This is a genomic window from Eisenbergiella tayi (genome assembly GCF_001881565.1).
Lineage (GTDB): Bacteria > Bacillota > Clostridia > Lachnospirales > Lachnospiraceae > Eisenbergiella > Eisenbergiella tayi.
The window spans coordinates 25,000-43,579 of sequence record NZ_MPDJ01000011.1 but is presented as its reverse complement, the minus strand read 5'-3'; the positions used below and the strand labels follow the sequence as shown (position 1 = coordinate 43,579).

General features: G+C 45.9%; 12 protein-coding genes and 1 tRNA gene. 12 read left to right on the top strand and 1 reads right to left on the bottom strand.

Annotation, left to right across the window (positions count from 1 at the left end; genetic code table 11):
* The first annotated feature begins 32 nt into the window (after window positions 1-32).
* From BLA28_RS28620 to BLA28_RS28570, 10 genes are all read left to right on the top strand, one after another.
* Window positions 33-923 (top strand): glycine betaine ABC transporter substrate-binding protein, encoded by an 891-nt coding sequence (locus BLA28_RS28620; protein WP_069157314.1) that lies wholly within the window; start codon window positions 33-35, stop codon window positions 921-923.
* Window positions 924-936: 13 nt separating this feature from the next.
* Window positions 937-1,995 carry a flavodoxin-dependent (E)-4-hydroxy-3-methylbut-2-enyl-diphosphate synthase gene (ispG, locus tag BLA28_RS28615; RefSeq protein ID WP_044968320.1) on the top strand — a complete coding sequence of 353 codons (1,059 nt, stop codon included), beginning with the start codon at window positions 937-939 and terminating at the stop codon, window positions 1,993-1,995.
* Window positions 1,996-6,696, top strand: coding sequence for a PolC-type DNA polymerase III (locus BLA28_RS28610; protein ID WP_069157315.1), 4,701 nt, complete (start codon window positions 1,996-1,998; stop codon window positions 6,694-6,696).
* Window positions 6,697-6,777: 81 nt separating this feature from the next.
* Complete coding sequence (locus tag BLA28_RS33265; protein WP_081329983.1) at window positions 6,778-8,295, top strand: aminoglycoside phosphotransferase family protein; 1,518 nt, start codon at window positions 6,778-6,780, stop codon at window positions 8,293-8,295.
* 146 nt (window positions 8,296-8,441) lie between these two features.
* The gene (locus BLA28_RS28595; protein ID WP_069157316.1) at window positions 8,442-10,445 is read left to right on the top strand and encodes a glycoside hydrolase family 31 protein; all 2,004 of its coding nucleotides are present in this window, start codon (window positions 8,442-8,444) and stop codon (window positions 10,443-10,445) included.
* 15 nt (window positions 10,446-10,460) lie between these two features.
* Complete coding sequence (locus tag BLA28_RS28590; RefSeq protein ID WP_069157317.1) at window positions 10,461-11,795, top strand: glycoside hydrolase family 5 protein; 1,335 nt, start codon at window positions 10,461-10,463, stop codon at window positions 11,793-11,795.
* Window positions 11,796-12,025: 230 nt separating this feature from the next.
* Window positions 12,026-12,097, top strand: a tRNA-Glu gene (locus tag BLA28_RS28585).
* A gap of 308 nt (window positions 12,098-12,405) precedes the next feature.
* On the top strand, window positions 12,406-12,909 hold the full coding sequence (locus BLA28_RS28580) for a hypothetical protein (RefSeq protein ID WP_069157318.1): 504 nt from the start codon (window positions 12,406-12,408) through the stop codon (window positions 12,907-12,909).
* A gap of 75 nt (window positions 12,910-12,984) precedes the next feature.
* Window positions 12,985-13,572 carry a hypothetical protein gene (locus BLA28_RS28575; protein WP_069157319.1) on the top strand — a complete coding sequence of 196 codons (588 nt, stop codon included), beginning with the start codon at window positions 12,985-12,987 and terminating at the stop codon, window positions 13,570-13,572.
* A gap of 343 nt (window positions 13,573-13,915) precedes the next feature.
* The gene (locus BLA28_RS28570) at window positions 13,916-14,377 is read left to right on the top strand and encodes a DUF3788 family protein (RefSeq protein ID WP_009253048.1); all 462 of its coding nucleotides are present in this window, start codon (window positions 13,916-13,918) and stop codon (window positions 14,375-14,377) included.
* A 104-nt stretch (window positions 14,378-14,481) separates the two neighbouring features.
* Here the strand turns inward: BLA28_RS28570 and BLA28_RS28565 are convergent, their stop codons facing one another.
* Window positions 14,482-14,742, bottom strand: coding sequence for a hypothetical protein (locus BLA28_RS28565; RefSeq protein ID WP_009253047.1), 261 nt, complete (start codon window positions 14,740-14,742; stop codon window positions 14,482-14,484).
* A 241-nt stretch (window positions 14,743-14,983) separates the two neighbouring features.
* On the opposite strand from BLA28_RS28565, the gene BLA28_RS28560 reads away from it, so the two are divergent.
* Both BLA28_RS28560 and BLA28_RS28555 read left to right on the top strand, forming a co-directional pair.
* A complete protein-coding gene (locus BLA28_RS28560; RefSeq protein WP_069157320.1) occupies window positions 14,984-16,708 on the top strand; it encodes an ABC transporter ATP-binding protein in 1,725 nt (574 codons plus the stop codon).
* A complete protein-coding gene (locus BLA28_RS28555; protein WP_069157321.1) occupies window positions 16,708-18,564 on the top strand; it encodes an ABC transporter ATP-binding protein in 1,857 nt (618 codons plus the stop codon). The genes BLA28_RS28560 and BLA28_RS28555 overlap by 1 nt, the downstream gene beginning before the upstream one ends.
* Window positions 18,565-18,580 lie beyond the last annotated feature (16 nt).

The following is an 18,580-nucleotide window of genomic DNA, read 5'->3' as shown; positions in this document are numbered from 1 at the left end:
TATTAACCGAAGCAGGAAGGGAGACAAAAAACATGAAAAGGAAATTGGCATTATTTTTAACAGCAGCTCTTGCTATAGGTACTCTGGCCGGCTGTGGAAAAGAAAAGGAACCTATTAAAATCGCGTCGAAGCCCATGACGGAACAATATGTCCTCACGGAGATTCTGGGTCAGCTCATAGAAAATGATCTCGGGGTTCCCGTGGAAATCACAAAGGGAATCGGCGGCGGAACCACAAATATCCAGCCGGCGCTTCTGAAGGGTGATTTTGATTTGTATCCCGAATATACGGGAACGTCCTGGATGACGGTGCTGAAACATGAGAAAGAAGATGACTCCGATGTGTTATATGAGAACCTGCAGAAGGAATATAATGATATGGGGCTTACCTGGAGCGGATTGTACGGCTTTCAGAATTCCTATGTGCTTGCTGTAAGAACGGAAGCGGCGGATACCTATGGCCTTGAGACCTTCAGTGACCTGGCTGCGGCATCTGAAAATCTGATTTTCGGAGGAAATCCGGACTATATGGAGAGAGAAGACGGATATCCCATGATCTGTGAAGCTTACGGAATGAATTTTAAGGGGACGGTGGATGTAGATATCGCCCTGAAATATCAGGCGATGGCAAATAAAGAGATTGATGTGACCAATGCCTTTACCACCGATGCCCAGCTGGCGGCGGCCGATGTGAAGCTGCTGCAGGACGACAAGAGCCTGTTTGCCACCTATTATGCAGGAACCGTCGTTCGGACGGATACCCTTGAAAAATATCCCGGTCTTGCAGATACGCTGGAAAAGCTTACCGGACAGATTTCCGATGACGAAATGCGTAATATGAACTATCAGGTGGAAGTGGAAGGCAAAGACGAAAAGGAAGTGGCCAAAGCGTTTCTTATCGAAAAGGGCCTTATCAAGAAGTAGCAGGAGAGTGTTTATGTACAGAGAACATACCAGAGAAGTAAAAATAGGCGACAGGGTAATCGGCGGCGGGAATCCGGTGCTGATTCAGTCCATGACCAATACAAGAACCGAGGATGTGGAGGCGACTGTGGCTCAGATCCTCCGCCTGGAAGAGGCCGGCTGTGATATTATCCGCAGCACGGTCCCCAATATGGAAGCGGCCAAGGCGATCAGGGAGATTAAAAAGAGGATCCACATCCCGCTTGTGGCGGATATTCATTTCGATTATAAAATGGCCATTGCAGCCATGGAAAACGGAGCGGATAAAATCCGCATCAATCCCGGCAATATCGGTGGGAAGGAAAATGTGGCGGCTGTTGTAAGCGTGGCGAAGGAAAGAAATATTCCCATCAGGGTAGGCGTAAACAGCGGATCCCTGGAACGGCAGCTTGTGGAGAAATACGGCGGCGTTACGGCGGAAGGGATTGTGGAGAGCGCCCTGGATAAGGTGAAAATGATCGAGGATCTGGATTATGACAATCTGGTAATAAGCATCAAATCCTCTGATGTCCTCATGTGCATCAAGGCTCATGAAATACTGGCGCAGAAAACGGATTATCCTCTGCACGTGGGAATTACGGAAGCGGGAACCCTGTGGAGCGGGAATATTAAATCGTCCATAGGCCTGGGAATCATACTCTATGAGGGAATCGGTGATACCATACGTGTATCTTTGACAGGGGATCCGGTGGAAGAGGTCCGCACGGCCAGGCTGCTGCTGCGCACTCTGGGACTCCGCAAGGGCGGTATCGAGGTGGTGAGCTGCCCTACCTGCGGCAGGACAAAAATTGATTTGATAGGCCTTGCCAATCAGGTGGAGGCCATGGTGGCGGATATCCCTTTGGACGGCGTGAAGGTAGCTGTTATGGGATGTGCGGTAAATGGGCCCGGAGAGGCCAGGGAAGCGGATATAGGAATTGCAGGCGGCGTTGGAGAAGGTCTTTTGATTAAAAAAGGAGAGATTATACGTAAAGTCCCGGAAGAGGAGCTCCTTTCGGTACTCCGCGACGAACTGCTGCATTGGGAGGCATAAATGGCAAAGGCTTTTTTTGAGGTATTCCCCGGATTAAAACTGGAAAACAAGCTGAAAAGTCTGTTTGAGCAGACCTGTATAGAACGGGTAACGGCTACGAAACAGAAGGATTTTGTGCGGATTTATCTGACCAGCGATCGTTTGATACAGAAGGAAGATATTTTTACGGTGGAAAAGGAGATCAAAAAGCAGCTTTTCTCCGGTTGCAATATCACTATTAAAATATATGAAAAATATCGTCTTTCTTCCCAGTATAACCCGGAAAAGCTTCTGGAGGTTTACCGGGAAAGCATCCTGCTGGAACTGCAGGAATACAGCCATTTGATGTACAGTATGTTTAAAAATGCGGAGATTTCATTCCCGGAGGAGGGACGCATGAATCTTTGCATTGAGGATACTGTGCTCGCCAGAACCAAAAGTGATGAATTGACGAGGATTCTGGAAAAGGTCTTTTTTGAACGCTGCGGCCTGCCTGTGAATGTATTTGTGGAGTACCGGGAGGCGCGGACAGGAAGGTTCAAGGAGGAGGACGATATTTTCATAGCCCGCAGAGTGGCGGAGATCGCTTCGCGCTATGTCGGTTCCAAGCACGGCGGCGGTCAGGACGGAGAAGGATATCAGCAGATGCCTTCTGCAGCCGCCCAAAACGGCGGACAGGCGGATCCTATGAAGGCGGATACCGCTTATGAGGCTTATCTGGCCGGAGCGGCGCAGAATGCCGCCAGGGCAGAAGGCGGACAGGATGGGAATGCCCAGGGAGCTCCCTTTGAGGGGGGGACGGTTAAGGGCAAGGCCCCCAATACCGGAACAGTCCTTAAGGGACCCGGACTGGAAGGAAAGACCTTTTCCGGAAAGAAGTCCGGCGGCTTTGGCAGAGGAAAGGGAAAGTTCAAGGGAGACGGCGATTTTTTCAAGTCTGCCAAGCGTTCTGATAATCCCGATGTCCTTTATGGCAGAGACTTTGAAGAAGAAGCCATTGCCATTGAAGATATCATGGGTGAAATCGGTGAGGTGGCTATCCGCGGGAAAATCCTGAATCTCGATAAAAGAGAAATTAAGAATGAGAGAACGATTCTCATTTTTGATGTGACGGATTTTTCTGATACCATGACGATTAAAATGTTCGCAAAAAACGAACAGGTAGCGGAAATCTGTGAAGGAATCAAGCCGGGCGCCTTTGTAAAAATAAAGGGAATCACCATGATTGACAAATTCGACGGGGAACTGACCATAGGTTCCATCGTAGGAGTCAAGAAAATCAGCGATTTCACACACAGCCGTATGGATCACAGCGTGCGCAAAAGGGTGGAGCTGCACTGCCATACCAAAATGAGCGATATGGACGGGGTATCGGAAGCCAAGGATATCGTGAAGAGGGCTTATCAGTGGGGACATCCTGCGATTGCCATCACGGATCATGGCGTGGTACAGTCGTTTCCCGATGCAAACCATCTTATCGATGATCTGTGGAAGGCAGAAAAGGGCAAAAGAAAAGATGCAGGAGATCCCAATCCTGATAAAAATGATTTTTTCAAAGTGATTTATGGGGTGGAGGCCTACCTGGTGGACGATTTGAAGGAAATAGTCACCAATGGGAAAGGACAGCCCCTTAAGGGAAGCTATGTGGTGTTTGATATTGAAACCACAGGTTTTTCCCCTATCAAAAATAAGATTATTGAAATAGGGGCGGTCAAGGTCATAAATGGAGAAATTACAGAGAGGTTTTCCACTTTTGTGAATCCCCAGGTGCCAATTCCCTTTGAAATCGAAAAGCTCACCAGCATCAATGATGAAATGGTTATGGAAGCCCCTGTGATAGAGGAGGTCCTGCCCCGGTTCCTGGAATTCTGTGAAGGATGCGTTCTCGTGGCCCACAACGCCAGCTTTGATATCAGCTTTATCAGGGAAAATGCGGAAAGGCAGCAGCTTCCTTTCGACTATACATATGTGGATACCGTGGGAATCGCCAGGGTCCTTCTGCCCCATCAGGCGAAGCATACGCTGGATGCAGTGTGCAAAAGCCTGGGAATATCCCTGGAAAACCATCACCGCGCCGTGGATGACGCGGAGGCTACCGCAGAGATTTTTATTAAGCTGTCGGATAAACTACTGAAGGATGATGTGGATACTCTGGCCAAAGTGAACGCCCTGGGAGATTCCAATCCGGATATTGTAAAAAAACTGCCTACCTATCATGCTATTATTCTGGCTAAAAACAATACGGGAAGAGTGAATCTGTATAAACTGATATCGGAATCCCACCTGACCTATTATGCGAAGAGGCCCCGCGTGCCAAAGAGCCTGTTCCAGAAATGCAGGGAAGGGCTGATACTCGGCAGTGCCTGTGAGGCCGGGGAGCTGTACCGGGCCCTGCTGGACGAAAAAAGCGATGCGGATATAGCCAGAATAGTGAATTTTTATGATTATCTGGAAATACAGCCTTCCGGAAATAATAAATTCATGATCAATGAGGAAAAGATCCGGAATATAAATTCCATCGAAGATATTCAGGAAGTGAATAAACGGATTGTGGCTCTGGGAGAACAGTATAATAAGCCAGTGGTCGCTACCTGTGATGTGCATTTCCTGGATCCGGAGGATGAGGTATACCGCCGGATTATCATGGCAGGCAAAGGATTCAAGGATTCTGATGATCAGGCGCCTCTGTATCTTCGCACCACAGAAGAAATGCTGGAGGAATTCCAGTATCTGGGAAGTGATAAAGCGGAAGAGGTGGTGATTACCAACACGAACCTGATTGCGGATCAGATAGAAACAATCTCTCCCGTACGGCCTGATAAGTGTGCGCCGGTCATCCCGGACAGCGATAAGACACTGACGGATATTTGTTACAATAAAGCCCACGAAATGTACGGGGAAGAACTGCCGACTATCGTGGAGGAGCGTCTGAAAAAAGAATTGAACTCCATTATCACGAATGGATTTGCGGTTATGTATATCATAGCCCAGAAGCTGGTATGGAAATCAGTGGAGGACGGCTATCTGGTTGGCTCCCGTGGTTCCGTAGGCTCCTCGCTCGTGGCATTCATGGCGGGAATCACGGAAGTAAATGCATTAAGCCCGCATTATTACTGTATGAAATGCCATTATAATGATTTTAATTCCCCGGATGTAAAAGCCTATACCGGCAAGGCCGGCTGTGATATGCCGGATAAAACCTGTCCGGTATGCGGTGAACCGTTGGAAAAAGACGGTTTTGATATCCCTTTTGAAACATTCCTGGGATTTAAGGGAGACAAGGAGCCGGATATCGACCTGAACTTCTCCGGAGAATACCAGAGTAAGGCCCATAAATATACGGAGGTAATTTTCGGAGCAGGACAGACCTTCCGTGCGGGAACTATAGGCACGCTGGCCGATAAAACAGCCTTCGGCTATGTGAAAAATTATTATGAGGAAAGAGGCTCCAAGAAAAGAACCTGTGAAATCAACCGGATTGTAACAGGCTGTACCGGAATCCGCAGAAGTACGGGACAGCATCCGGGCGGTATCATTGTTCTTCCTCTCGGAGAAGAGATCAATTCCTTTACACCGGTGCAGCACCCGGCCAATGATATGACAACGGATACGGTAACGACCCATTTTGATTACCATTCCATTGACCATAACCTGCTGAAGCTGGATATACTGGGACACGATGATCCTACCATGATCCGTATGCTGCAGGATCTCACCGGGGTGGATCCCACCACAATTCCGCTGGATGATCCGCAGGTAATGTCTTTGTTCCAGAATACCAATGCTTTGGGAATTACGCCGGAACAAATCGACGGCTGTCTGCTGGGGGCGCTGGGAATACCGGAGTTCGGTACGGAATTTGCCATGCAGATGCTTCTTGATACCAAGCCCACATCCTTTTCCGATCTGGTGCGTATTGCGGGTCTGGCCCATGGTACGGATGTTTGGCTGGGAAATGCCCAGACGCTGATTAAGGAAGGGAAGGCGACCATTTCCACCGCCATCTGTACAAGGGATGATATCATGCTCTATCTGATTGAGATGGGTGTGGAAAGCAGCCTTGCCTTCACCATAATGGAGAGCGTGCGTAAAGGTAAAGGCCTTAAGCCGGAAATGGAAGAGGCCATGCTGGCGGCCAATGTGCCGGACTGGTATATATGGTCCTGTAAAAAGATTAAATATATGTTCCCCAAGGCCCATGCGGCTGCTTACGTTATGATGGCCTGGCGTATCGCCTATTGCAAGGTGAATTATCCTCTGGCTTATTATGCCGCGTTTTTCAGTATCCGTGCCTCCGCCTTTTCCTATGAGCTGATGTGTCAGGGGCAGAAGCATCTGGAATCGGTTATGGCTGATTATAAACGCCGGAGTGATGTCCTTTCCAAAAAAGAACAGGATGCAGCGAGAGATATGAAGGTGGTGCAGGAGATGTACGCCAGAGGCTTTGATTTTGTGCCTATCGATATCTTTTCGGCTCAGTCACGGAGTTTTCAGGTGGTGGATGACAAGATCATGCCGTCCCTGAACAGTATCGACGGTTTGGGGGAAAAGGCTGCTGATGCCATTGTGGAGGCGGCCAAGGACGGACCGTTCCTTTCCAAGGATGATTTCAGGCAGCGGACCAAGGTTTCCAAGACGGTTGTTGATTTGATGGATGATCTGAAGCTGCTGGGTGATCTGCCGGAATCCAACCAGATCAGTCTGTTTGATTTTGCTATATAATAAATGTTTTCAGGGACCGGATAGTCTGGTGATCAGGCACCGGCCCCTGATTTTTAATTGGAAAGTTAATAAGGGGGGGAAATGGATTTGGTTATTAAATTCAATGAATGTGGATCTTATTCTAAAGCAAAATGTATGGACGGGGAGAAAGCCGAAAAAGTTATGTCTCTTATGTCCACAACAGAGCAGTATCTTCTGGGACTTAAGGCTGGGAAGGTTTTGCGGAAAATACATGAGCTGACGGCGCCTGAAGATATGCTGGATTGGGAGAAACGTTACTTTGCGGTAATGGATGAACGAATTGATGAATATTGCTCCAGCGGAATCTTATTTGAGGGCAGTGATATTGTGATTGATTATATGGAACATAATCGCTCTTTATTGCGTGGACGTCCGCAATGCTTTCTTCATGGGGATTATCATGAAGGTAACTTAATGGTCAGCGCTGATAGTGAAATTTATGTAATCGATCCGCCTGATGAGGAATTTGGTAACTGCGGGGATCCATGGTATGATTTTAAGACATTCGGAGAGAACGGCAATGCATATTTTTCTACCGGATTAGTGCGCGGCTATTTTGACGGGGAGCCACCACAGATTTTTTGGGATGTGTTAACATATTATATCATTACTGCCGCACTTACATCTATTGTATGGAAGAAATATCATAATCCCGATGATTTACCGGAGGCGATGCGTTGGAATGAGGAAATTGCCCGGGATCTGAAAGATGGGCGTTCACCCTTGATGAAATGGTATCTGAAAGATTTTTATATTCAATACACGGATGGAATCCCGTATAAACTCAAAGCCCCATTTGACTTTTCGTTTCTCAGTAAATATGGCAAGGTTTTCAAGGTTTTTGACAACCAGGATTCAGGCAATATCTGTTTTGGAGTGACAGATGGAATAAAAAAATATTTTATTAAGTTTGCAGGTGCGCCGACTGCCAGAGCCTGCGTCAGTGCCGGGGAAGCTGTTGCGAACCTTAAATGCACAGAGCCTGTTTATCATGACTTAGCTCATCCGAACCTTATCCGATTGATTGCGTCCGAAGAAATCGGCGATGGCTTTGCCATGATATTCGAGTGGAGTGACGCGGAGTGTATGCACCCGATGTATCCGCGTTCACGCCAGAAATTTTTACAGATGACACTGGAAACAAGGTATCAGGTTTTCGAGGAAATCCTTGAATTCCATATCCATGCAGCAAAAAAGGGATATGTGGCTATCGATTTTTATGATGGAAGCATTATGTATGATTTTGGCAGACACAAAACCATACTTTGCGATGTGGATTTTTATTCAAAAACCCCCTATATTAATCAAAGAGGAAGATTATGGGGAAGCTCACGCTTTATGTCCCCGGAAGAATATCAGCTGGGTGCAGTCATAGATGAAGTTACCAATGTTTATACAATGGGTGCGACTGCATTCGCTTTGTTCGGCAATGACCGGGATAAGTGTATTGAGGAGTGGAAAGTAAGCAAAGAATTATTTAATGTGGCCCAAAAGGCTGTTAGCAAAGAACGTGATAAGCGGCAGCAGACGATAGAACAGCTGCTTGAGGAATGGCGGGAAGCAAGATGCAATAGATAACAGAAAAGGTCAAAATCCTTAAAGAAAAGGTCAAGAATCAGAAAGAAATCCTGTTCTGTAATTAATATAATGTACTTATGAAAAAAGAAAATGTTCCTGTATCATGGGAACAGCAGCTTTTTAAGCATCAAATATAAGGAGGGCATATGATCAGGATAATCGACAACAAAATTTACTGCAGACAGGACAAAGAGCTTCTTGTTATTGAACCCTGGGGACCCAACAGTCTGCGCATAAGGGCTACGCAGAACCATACCTTTAACAGGGATGAGGAAACTTCCGCACTTCTTCCGGCAATGGCCAGTTCACCGGAACTGAAGACGGATGGAAAAAGTGCTTCTATTGTAAACGGCAAAATCCGCTGTGAGCTTATGGTGACAGGGAAAATCAAGTTTTATAACCAGAAAGGGGAGCTCCTTCTGGAGGAATTTGACAGGAACCGGTTCCGGGAAAATGTGGAAGGGGAATTTAACAGCGCACTGGAAATCAGCCCCCGTACCTTTACTCCTATTATGGGAACCGAAAATTATAAACTGACCGTAAGGTTTGAACCCAATGACGGAGAAAAAATTTACGGTATGGGACAGTATCAGCAGCCTTATATGGATATGAAGGGCTGCGTGGTGGAACTTGCCCACCGGAATTCCCAGGCCAGTATACCCTTTGCCCTTTCTAATAAGGGATACGGCATGCTCTGGAATAATCCGGCCATAGGCAGTGTAACCTTCGGAAAAAACCTGACAGAGTGGACTGCGCTTTCCACAAGACAGATGGATTACTGGATCACTGTGGGGGATACACCGGCAGAGATCGAGGAAGCTTATGCAGATGCCACAGGCAAGGTTCCCATGATGCCGGATTACGGCTGCGGGTTCTGGCAGTGCAAGCTCCGTTATCAGACCCAGGAGGAACTGCTGGAGGTAGCCAGGGAATATAAGAGAAGAGGACTGCCCATTTCTGTTATCGTAGCCGATTATTTCCACTGGCCTCATCAGGGAGACTGGAAATTTGATAAGGATTACTGGCCGGATCCGAAAGCCATGGTGGAAGAACTGGAGAGCATGGGCATCAAGCTTATGGTATCTATCTGGCCCACAGTGGACTCGGAGAGTGAAAATTATAAGGAAATGGAAGAACTGGGCTATTTAAGCCGCAACGATTTCGGAAAGAGAATGTATCAGCTGGGAGATGCCGCTGTTTTTGATCCTACCAATCCGGATGCCAGAAAATTTGTATGGGACAAGATCAAGAAAAATTATTATGATGATGGCATCCGTATTTTCTGGCTGGATGAAGCGGAACCGGAATTCACCAATTATGAATACAGCAACCATCGCTTTTACCTGGGCTCCGATCTGGAAATCGGAAATGTTTTCCCCAGAGAATATGCCCGAATGGCCTATGAGGGAATGGAAGAGGCAGGACAGGAAAACATAGTCAACCTGCTTCGCTGTGCCTGGGCAGGGAGCCAGAAATACGGCGCTCTTGTGTGGTCGGGGGACATTGATTCCAGCTTCCGTTCATTAAGAAGCCAGCTCGCCGCCGGGCTTAATATGGGACTGGCAGGTATTCCGTGGTGGACAACGGATATCGGAGGCTTCCACGGCGGTAATATTTATGATGAGGATTTCAAGGAAGTGCTGGTAAGATGGTTCGAGTTCGGCGCCTTCTGTCCTGTATTCCGCCTGCATGGTTTCCGCGAACCCTTCAAGGAACCCCTTGGCACTACCGGAGGAGGAAAATCAATAAGCGGTGCGGAAAATGAAGTGTGGAGTTATGGTGACGAGGTGTACGGAATCTGTAAGAAATATCTGGAGCTTCGTGAAAAAATGCTTCCTTATGTAAAACGTCTTATGAGCGAAGCCCACGAAAAGGGTACTCCGGTTATGCGGCCCCTGTTCTATGATTTCCCGGAGGATGGGAAATGCTGGGAAACAGAAGATGAGTACATGTTTGGCCCCGAAATCCTGGTTGCCCCGATTCTTTATGAGAAGCAGAGAGAAAGAACTCTGTATCTGCCGGAGGGTGAATGGCGCAGCTTAAATGACGGAAACGTATACAAGGGCGGATGCATGATTACCTGTGATGCTCCCATAGATGCCATTCCTGTTTTTGTAAAAAAGGGATGTCTGGAAGAATTAACATTTTAAAAGGAATAAGTGGTTATGGATTTTGTAAAAGTAAAGGGAAAAGAATTCTATTATAAAGGGGAGTCGATTCTGTTTTCCGGACTGGGCGTGGGTTCCTGGCTGAATATGGAGCATTTCATGCTCGGGCTTCCCGGAACGGATGCTCAGATAAGAAAGACTTTTGAAGAGGTGCTGGGAAAAGAAGACGGAGAGAAATTTTTTGAATCTTTTATTCTGAATTTCCTCACCGATGAAGATTTCCGTTTCCTGAAGGAAATGGGAGTGAATCTGCTTCGCGTTCCCTTCAGCTACAGGCTGTTTATAGATGACCTGAATCCCCATACCTACAAAGAGGAAGGCTTCCGCTATATGGACCGGCTGCTGGCACTGTGTACGAAATATGAGATTTTCCTCATGCCTGATCTGCATACAACGCCCGGCGGGCAGAACCCGGACTGGCATTCCGACAATATGACCGGGATACCTCAGTTCTGGCATTTCCGCATTTTTCAGGAGCAGATTGTGAAGCTGTGGAAGGCGATTGCCGCAAGGTATAAGGAGGAACCGTTCCTTCTGGGGTATGATCTTCTGAATGAACCGTTTTTAATGCCTAAAAAGGAAGGGCTGCTGAATGCTTTCCTTGAAGAAGTGACGACGGCGGTGCGGGAAGTGGATCCCAATCATATCATATTTATTGAAGGGGACTTCTTCTCCATGGACTTTACGGATATCCGTCTGCCCCGGGATGAACAAACGGCGCTTACCTTCCATTTTTATCCTACTGTTTGGGATGAAAATCTGACAAACAAGGATTATGACGCGGCGGAAAGAGTCCGGAAAATGGACGAGCAGTTAAGCGGCTTTTCAGCTCTTCGGGATACCTTCGGAAGGCCGGCACTTTGCGGGGAGGCGGGAGTGGATATTAAAAAGGATGATCTGTCCTTTACCATGCAGCTGCTGGATGAGACCTTGTCGCTGTTTCAAAAACACAGTCTTTCCTGGACATTGTGGAGCTATAAAGATGCCCAGTGGATGGGACTTGCTTACCCTGGAAATGATACCGGATGGATGAAGCTTGTATCTGAAATCCGTAAGAAGTGGTCTCATTACGGACAGATGCAGATTGCAGATGAGTTTATGGATGAAATCGGAAAGCGGTATACGGATGATTTTTCCAAAGAACTGAAGTATGAGCTGCAGTTTCAGTTAAGAGGGGTTCTTTATCGTATGGAAGAGGAATATATCCTCAAACCTGTGCTGGAGAAATATTCCCGCGAGGAAATCATGGCCATGCCGGAATCCTTCCGTTTTGAAAACTGTGACTACTATGAGGAATATCGGAAACTTCTGAAACAATACTCATGGAAATGAATAATAAATAGGCTGATGTTATAATGAGACCGGCCGGAAAAACAGGCTGTGATTTTGGTTTTCTACTGCAGTTCAGGTATAGAATGTGGAGAAAATCGTGGGAAACAGCAGGGTTTTTCCGGCCGATAAAAAAGGCTGAGAAAAAAATGAAAAAAGTACTTGCTTTTTTTGGAAACTTGTTATAATATATACAAGTGTCACGCAGGAAATAAACCTGCATGAAGGAAAATGGCTCGTTGGTCAAGCGGTTAAGACGCCGCCCTCTCACGGCGGAATCAGGGGTTCGATTCCCCTACGAGCTGTTGACTGTTAATTTAACAGCCCAACCCGAAAAGTGCTTGGAAGTTCGTAATTATACGGCTTGCAGGCATTTTTATTGCCCGAAAATAATTAACGATATAATCAGCCTTAAGTTAAAAGCTGCCGATAAGAGGTAGCTTTTAAAGTATATATATTAACTAACATTTCATAAACAAAATAAATAAGTTATTGTATAAGTAAAAACTAAAAAATAAAATTACTAAAACTGCCGAATGGATGTTAATTTATATACTATTAAGACGAAATACATAGAGTAACGTAAAAACGTATTGGGAAAAGGAGGTTGGTTATGATTAATTCTCTGGGAGGACTTGGAAGCTGTAATCCTTTTAAGACTGTATTCTCCAATAATCTTAAAAATGAGAAATCTTTTTTTGGACAAGTCCTTGATTCTGTAACTTTTGTTAATGATTCAGGACAAGAAGAACGATATGGCATCAATGCAGAACAAAAACAATATCTAAAAGAGAAATATGGTTCTTTAGAACTAAAGATTGGTGATAAAAAAACGCTTGCGTTTATGAATGATCTTAAAAAAATGGGAGTGATCACGGATGAAGAGGCTAAATGTGGTGAATATATGCCTGTATGGGTAGCCAGTAAAGAAAATACAATTACAAGCTGGTATAATTCCCCAAATCCTGATGACATGGATATAAGGAGTTCCTTTCATATTTACGCAATACTTCAAAGGGGAGAAGCAAATAAATACCCGGAGCTTTCTGATTTTTTTATGAAGCAATCATCTGTTTATGAGAAACTGGATAATGTTATGGATTATATTTTTTCTTAAAGCAGAAGAATTCTTCCTGGATCCGGATTGTAATTCAATGTACGATAAATTGTACGATGATAGGGAGCAAATCGCATGAATATTAATTACGTAACGCCAACAACATATACTTCTTATGTACAGGAAAATCAAAAAGCTTCAAGGGCCATGATGACTCTTGAAGAATTCAAAAGACGTTGTGTCCCTTGTGGTATATCTTCTGATAATGATTATTATCCAACGGTAGAAGGAAATATTTCGCCAAAAGGCTTATGGCCTGAAGAAAACTTTGAGTCGGAAGAAGAATTATACAAAAGACTGGCAGAAAAGTATGATATGACGAAGCTGCAGCAAGGTGATCTTACTACGATTCTTGCTACTTTACATGATGCAGGAGTTCTAAGCGGTACTGAATATGGCTATGCTTTAAGTCCTGTACCGGTGTTCAGTTTAGATGAAATAGGGGCTCCTGCCGGAACACCCTTAACATCATGGGAAGAGCCGCGGTACAATCCTGTAAGCGGATACAACGCATTAACAGATTACAGGCAAAGGTACACGGACTATATTTATAAATATTGTATGGATGCACCTCCATCTGTTATTAAAACCGTTCAGAACGCAATAGCTGTACATAACAAAGTAGATGATATCCTGCATGAGATACAAAAATATCGGGTGTGAATCCGGAAGCAATACCCGCTAAGATATGTTGCCCAAACCTCCAAACGTCTCAAAGTTTGGAGGTTTTTATATGCTAAACAGGAAAATAATGGATATACAACAAAAATGAGAACATATTAATAATGATGAAAACGGTAACTGCGTATGGTATAATGATTTCAAAAAAAGTAGAAATTTCCCCGCAGCTGAATTGGAAGTAACCAGGTATCATAATCTGCTTACAGAGCTTGGCATTACATCATTGGGATAAAGGCGGGGACAGTTCGTTTGTAATTCTTCATTTCAGATAAATATGGGTTCGCAGCAATAAGATTTATATTATAAAAAATAGGGAGTACACAAGATGAACAGCAATGAAAATTTACAGCTAAAAAACCCCGAAGTGATGCCGACTAGAGAAATGCTGGAGAATATATTGGGCGGCAGTTATGCAGCATATGAAGCTCTTCAGGATGCTCTGCCCAATTTGGAAATGGAACAGGAGTGGCAATGGTATACCCCATACAAGGCATGGTTTGCCAGAGGACAGCATTTTTGGACGACCAAAAGGGGAACGAAAAAAGAGAAAACACTTTATTGGCTCTATGTTTATGAAGGGTATTTCAGCGTGGCGATTTGGTTTAAGGAAAAGAACCGTATGGAACTTTTAAATGCCAATGTGAGCGAAAAAACAAAACAGCTGATTGGAGACGCCGATACAATGGGCAAGCTTCCTACCTTTCCTGTAGTGTTCGATATAAAGACGATCGAACCTCTCACTGAAATTTATGAATTGTTGGACTGCAAGAAAAGATTAGAACGATAACGGTATACTTACGAAAAAAAATACACTTATCCTGCTGCAAAATAATCCAGCCGCCTGATTGCCGGCTGGACTATTTATTACCGCCCCGGAAAGCCTTTTATAAATTATTTAATCTTTAGTTCTCTCAATAATTGAGCGCAGTCAATCATCCCCTGTTTATAAGCCAGGTCAATGAGCTTCCCGCAGCAGCTGTTATGGCAGTCCATCAGCTGTTCTACTACATTATGATATTCTTCAGGGAGACGGCGGTAACATTCCACAGCCGCCTTCTTTTCTTCTTCTCCCAGCTTCTGATATTCCTCATCCTTTAAAAAAACATCCTGCAGCCAGCCGGATACTGCACAGTCTGTTATTTCATCCAACATTTCTTCTCCCTCCCGCCTGCTTTGGACATTCCGGGAAAACAGGAACAGCCGGAGTGTGCGAAAAAACAGTATTTCGATATATAACTATATACAGTCTACCACGAAACGATAAAATAGTCCATATAATTGTAGTAAAAAGTCCCCTCTGTTGATACAATCCAGCCATACAGTATTGACAAAAAAATAATGTGCGCATACAATAATTGCAGATGCAACTATTGTAACAGAAAATGGAGGTAATATGAAACGTTTGCTTTCTTACATGAAAAAGTACAGGGCGGCTACTGCCCTGGCGGTGTTTTGTATTGTTTTGGAGACTTTTTTGGAATTGATTATTCCTCTTATTATGGCGGATATGGTGGATGTGGGAATCGCTAACGGGGATAAAGCTTATATTTTTGAGAAGGGGCTTATGATGGCGGCCTGCGCGGTGATATCCATGGTGCTGGGTGTAGGCAGCGCCAGATTCGCTGCGGTGTGCGGGCAGGGAGTGGGTGCGGAAATCCGTAAGAATGAGTATCTGAAGCTGCAGCAGTTTTCCTTTGCCAACACGGATCGGTTCCGGACCTCTTCCCTGGTAACAAGGCTGACAGGAGATGTGACGAATATACAGAATTCCATTTCCACAGGTATGCGGCCTGCGTGCAGGGCGCCCGTAATGATGATAACGGCTATTGCCGTGTCTTTTTATATCAATAAGGAGCTTGCCGTGATCTTTCTGATAGCGGCTCCGGTTCTGGGAATCCTTTTATTCCTTATTATCAGCCATGTCCGTCCTCTTTATGCCAGGATGCAGAAGGCTGTGGATCTGGTAAACAGGATCATCCAGGAGAATCTGACTGCTATCCGTGTGGTAAAGTCGTATGTGCGGGGCGATTATGAGCTTTCAAAATTTGAAGAAGTAAATGCCGGCCTGCAGACAACCTCGGAAAGGGCGTTTCGTGTTGCATCCCTGAATATGCCTGCCATGCAGTTTGTCATGTATACCACGATCCTTTGTATCCTCTGGTTCGGAGGGAATCTGATTCTGGCGGGAGGTATGAAGGTAGGAGAACTGACCGGATTTTTGAGCTATGTCCTTCAGGTGCTCAATTCCCTGATGATGATATCCAATGTATTTATGATGTTTACCCGTTCCCTTACCTCATGGAAACGTATTACTGAAGTGATGGATGAAAAAATTGATATTACGGAAGATGACGCCAGAGATATCACGGTGGAAAAGGGAGATATCGAATTTGATCATGTGTATTTTAAATACAGCAGCCAGGCGAAGGAATATGTGCTGTCCGATATATCCCTTAAAATGGAGGCCGGGCAGACAATCGGAATTATCGGAAGAACCGGCGCTGCGAAAACTACGCTTGTGCAGCTGATCCCGCGCCTCTATGATGTGACGGAGGGTCAGATCCGCATCGATGGCTATCCGGTGCAGGAGTATCCTCTGAAGCCTCTGCGTGACGCCATTGCCATGGTGCTGCAGAAAAACACACTTTTTTCCGGCACAGTCAGGGATAACCTGCGGTGGGGGAAAGAGGATGCCACGGAGGAGGAAATCGAAGAAGCCTGTCGGATTGCCTGCGTTGATGAATTTATAGGCAGGCTGGAAAATGGGTACGATACGGATCTTGGGCAGGGAGGAGTTAATGTTTCGGGCGGACAGAAGCAGAGGCTCTGTATTGCCAGGGCTTTGCTGAAAAAGCCGAAGGTGCTCATACTGGATGATTCCACCAGCGCAGTGGATACGGCTACAGAAGCCAAAATCCGTGAAGGAATGGCAAAGAGCCTTCCGGGGACTACCAAAATCATTATTGCACAGAGAATTTCCTCCGTAGCGCATGCGGATAAAATCGTTATTCTGGAGGATGGGAAGATCCATGCAACAGGCACCCATGAAGAGCTGCTGAAAAACAATCTCATATATCAGGAAATTTATCAATCCCAACAGGAAGGAGCTGATTTGTAATGGCGAAATACAATGGATACGCACGTCCTAAAGATCGAAAGAAAACCATGAAAAAGATGCTCCATTACATGGGAATTTATAAATGGTCTGTGGCTTTGGTAGCGCTGCTGGTATGCATCAGCAGTCTGGCGAATATTATAGGCACCTATATGCTCAAGCCGGTTATCAACAAATACATCCTGCCGGGAGATATTCCCGGACTCATCCGTATTATCGTGCTGATGGCGGTTATGTACGGCTGCGGAGCGCTGGCGACTCTCGGCTACAATCAGCTCATGGTCCATACCTGCCAGAAGATAGTAGGCCGAATCCGGCGCGATTTGTTTGAACATACGCAGGAGCTTCCCGTTTCTTATTTTGATGTCCATACCCATGGCGAGCTGATGAGCCGTTTTACCAATGATGTGGATACGCTGACGGAGGCTCTGAACAATAGCTTTACCCTTTTGATCCAGAGCTTTATCGTGGTTACCGGCACCATTGCCATGTTGATTATCCTGAATTTCAGGCTGTCCCTTATCGTGATTGCTTTCCTTATTCTCATGTTCCTGTTTATCCAGTTTAATGGAAAACGCAGTAAAAAATATTATCTTGCACAGCAGAAATACTTGGGAAGCATCAATGGCTTTGTTGAAGAAATGGTAGGCGGCCAGAAGGTGGAAAAGGTATTTAATCATGAAGAACAGGATTTCGAAGAATTCTGCAGGAGAAATGAAGCGCTCAGGCAGGCGTCCACCAAAGCGCTGTCCTATTCCGGAATGATGGTTCCCACTATTGTCAGCCTTTCCTATTTTAATTATGCCATATCGGCCTGCGTGGGAGGAATGTTTGTCCTGTCGGGCCTGATGGATCTGGGAAGCCTGGCATCCTATCTGGTATATGTGAGACAGAGCGCCATGCCCATGAACCAGTTTACCCAACAGATCAATTTTCTGCTGGCAGCCCTGTCCGGCGCCGAACGTATTTTTGAAATGATGGATGAAGAGCCGGAAATTGATGAAGGAAATATTACCCTGTGCCATGTGAAGGAAAAGGACGGCGTGCTTGAAGAAAACGGTGAAGAGGGCAGGGATTATGCCTGGAAGGTGCCGCGGGAAGACGGAAGCTCTGAACTGGTACCGTTAAAGGGGGATGTCCGTTTTGTGGATGTGGTATTTGGTTATACTCCTGAAAAGAAGATTCTGAATAAAATAAGCCTTTATGCCAAACCCGGCCAGAAAATCGCTTTTGTAGGTTCCACCGGAGCGGGGAAAACGACAATTATTAATCTTATCAACCGGTTTTATGAAATCCAGAGCGGTACCATAACCTACGACGGGCTGGATATCAGGAATATCCGCAAAAAGGATCTCCGCCGTTCCCTTTCCATGGTAATACAGGATACACACCTGTTTACAGGCACCATTGCGGACAACATCCGTTACGGGCGGCTGAAGGCAGGGGAAGCGGACATCAGGGAAGCGGCCCGGATCGCCAATGCGGATTCCTTTATACGCAGGCTTCCGGAAGGCTATGATACCATGCTGCACAGTGACGGCTCCAATCTTTCCCAGGGACAGCGTCAGCTGCTCGCCATTGCCAGGGCCGCAATTTCCCGGCCGCCGGTGCTGATTCTGGACGAAGCAACCAGTTCCATTGATACTCGAACGGAGAGGCTGATAGAAAAGGGGATGGACTCTCTGATGGAAGGCCGGACGGTATTTGTCATTGCCCACAGACTTTCCACGGTCCGCAATTCCAAAGCAATTATGGTCCTGGAGCAGGGGGAGATAATCGAGCGGGGGGATCATGAGGAGCTGCTCGCCCAGAAGGGCCGCTACTACCGGCTGTATACCGGACAATTTGAACTGGAATGACAGGTACGAAAGTGAT

Bases quoted from the DNA above. Each gene is read 5' to 3' on its own strand.
- BLA28_RS28560 (WP_069157320.1), top strand. From the start codon at position 14,984: ATGAAACGTTTGCTTTCTTACATGAAAAAGTACAGGGCGGCTACTGCC.
- ispG (WP_044968320.1), top strand. From the start codon at position 937: ATGTACAGAGAACATACCAGAGAAGTAAAAATAGGCGACAGGGTAATC.
- BLA28_RS28555 (WP_069157321.1), top strand. From the start codon at position 16,708: ATGGCGAAATACAATGGATACGCACGTCCTAAAGATCGAAAGAAAACC.
- BLA28_RS28575 (WP_069157319.1), top strand. From the start codon at position 12,985: ATGAATATTAATTACGTAACGCCAACAACATATACTTCTTATGTACAG.
- BLA28_RS28590 (WP_069157317.1), top strand. From the start codon at position 10,461: ATGGATTTTGTAAAAGTAAAGGGAAAAGAATTCTATTATAAAGGGGAG.
- BLA28_RS28580 (WP_069157318.1), top strand. From the start codon at position 12,406: ATGATTAATTCTCTGGGAGGACTTGGAAGCTGTAATCCTTTTAAGACT.
- BLA28_RS28610 (WP_069157315.1), top strand. From the start codon at position 1,996: ATGGCAAAGGCTTTTTTTGAGGTATTCCCCGGATTAAAACTGGAAAAC.
- BLA28_RS28595 (WP_069157316.1), top strand. From the start codon at position 8,442: ATGATCAGGATAATCGACAACAAAATTTACTGCAGACAGGACAAAGAG.
- BLA28_RS28565 (WP_009253047.1), bottom strand. From the start codon at position 14,742: ATGTTGGATGAAATAACAGACTGTGCAGTATCCGGCTGGCTGCAGGAT.
- BLA28_RS33265 (WP_081329983.1), top strand. From the start codon at position 6,778: ATGGATTTGGTTATTAAATTCAATGAATGTGGATCTTATTCTAAAGCA.
- BLA28_RS28620 (WP_069157314.1), top strand. From the start codon at position 33: ATGAAAAGGAAATTGGCATTATTTTTAACAGCAGCTCTTGCTATAGGT.
- BLA28_RS28570 (WP_009253048.1), top strand. From the start codon at position 13,916: ATGAACAGCAATGAAAATTTACAGCTAAAAAACCCCGAAGTGATGCCG.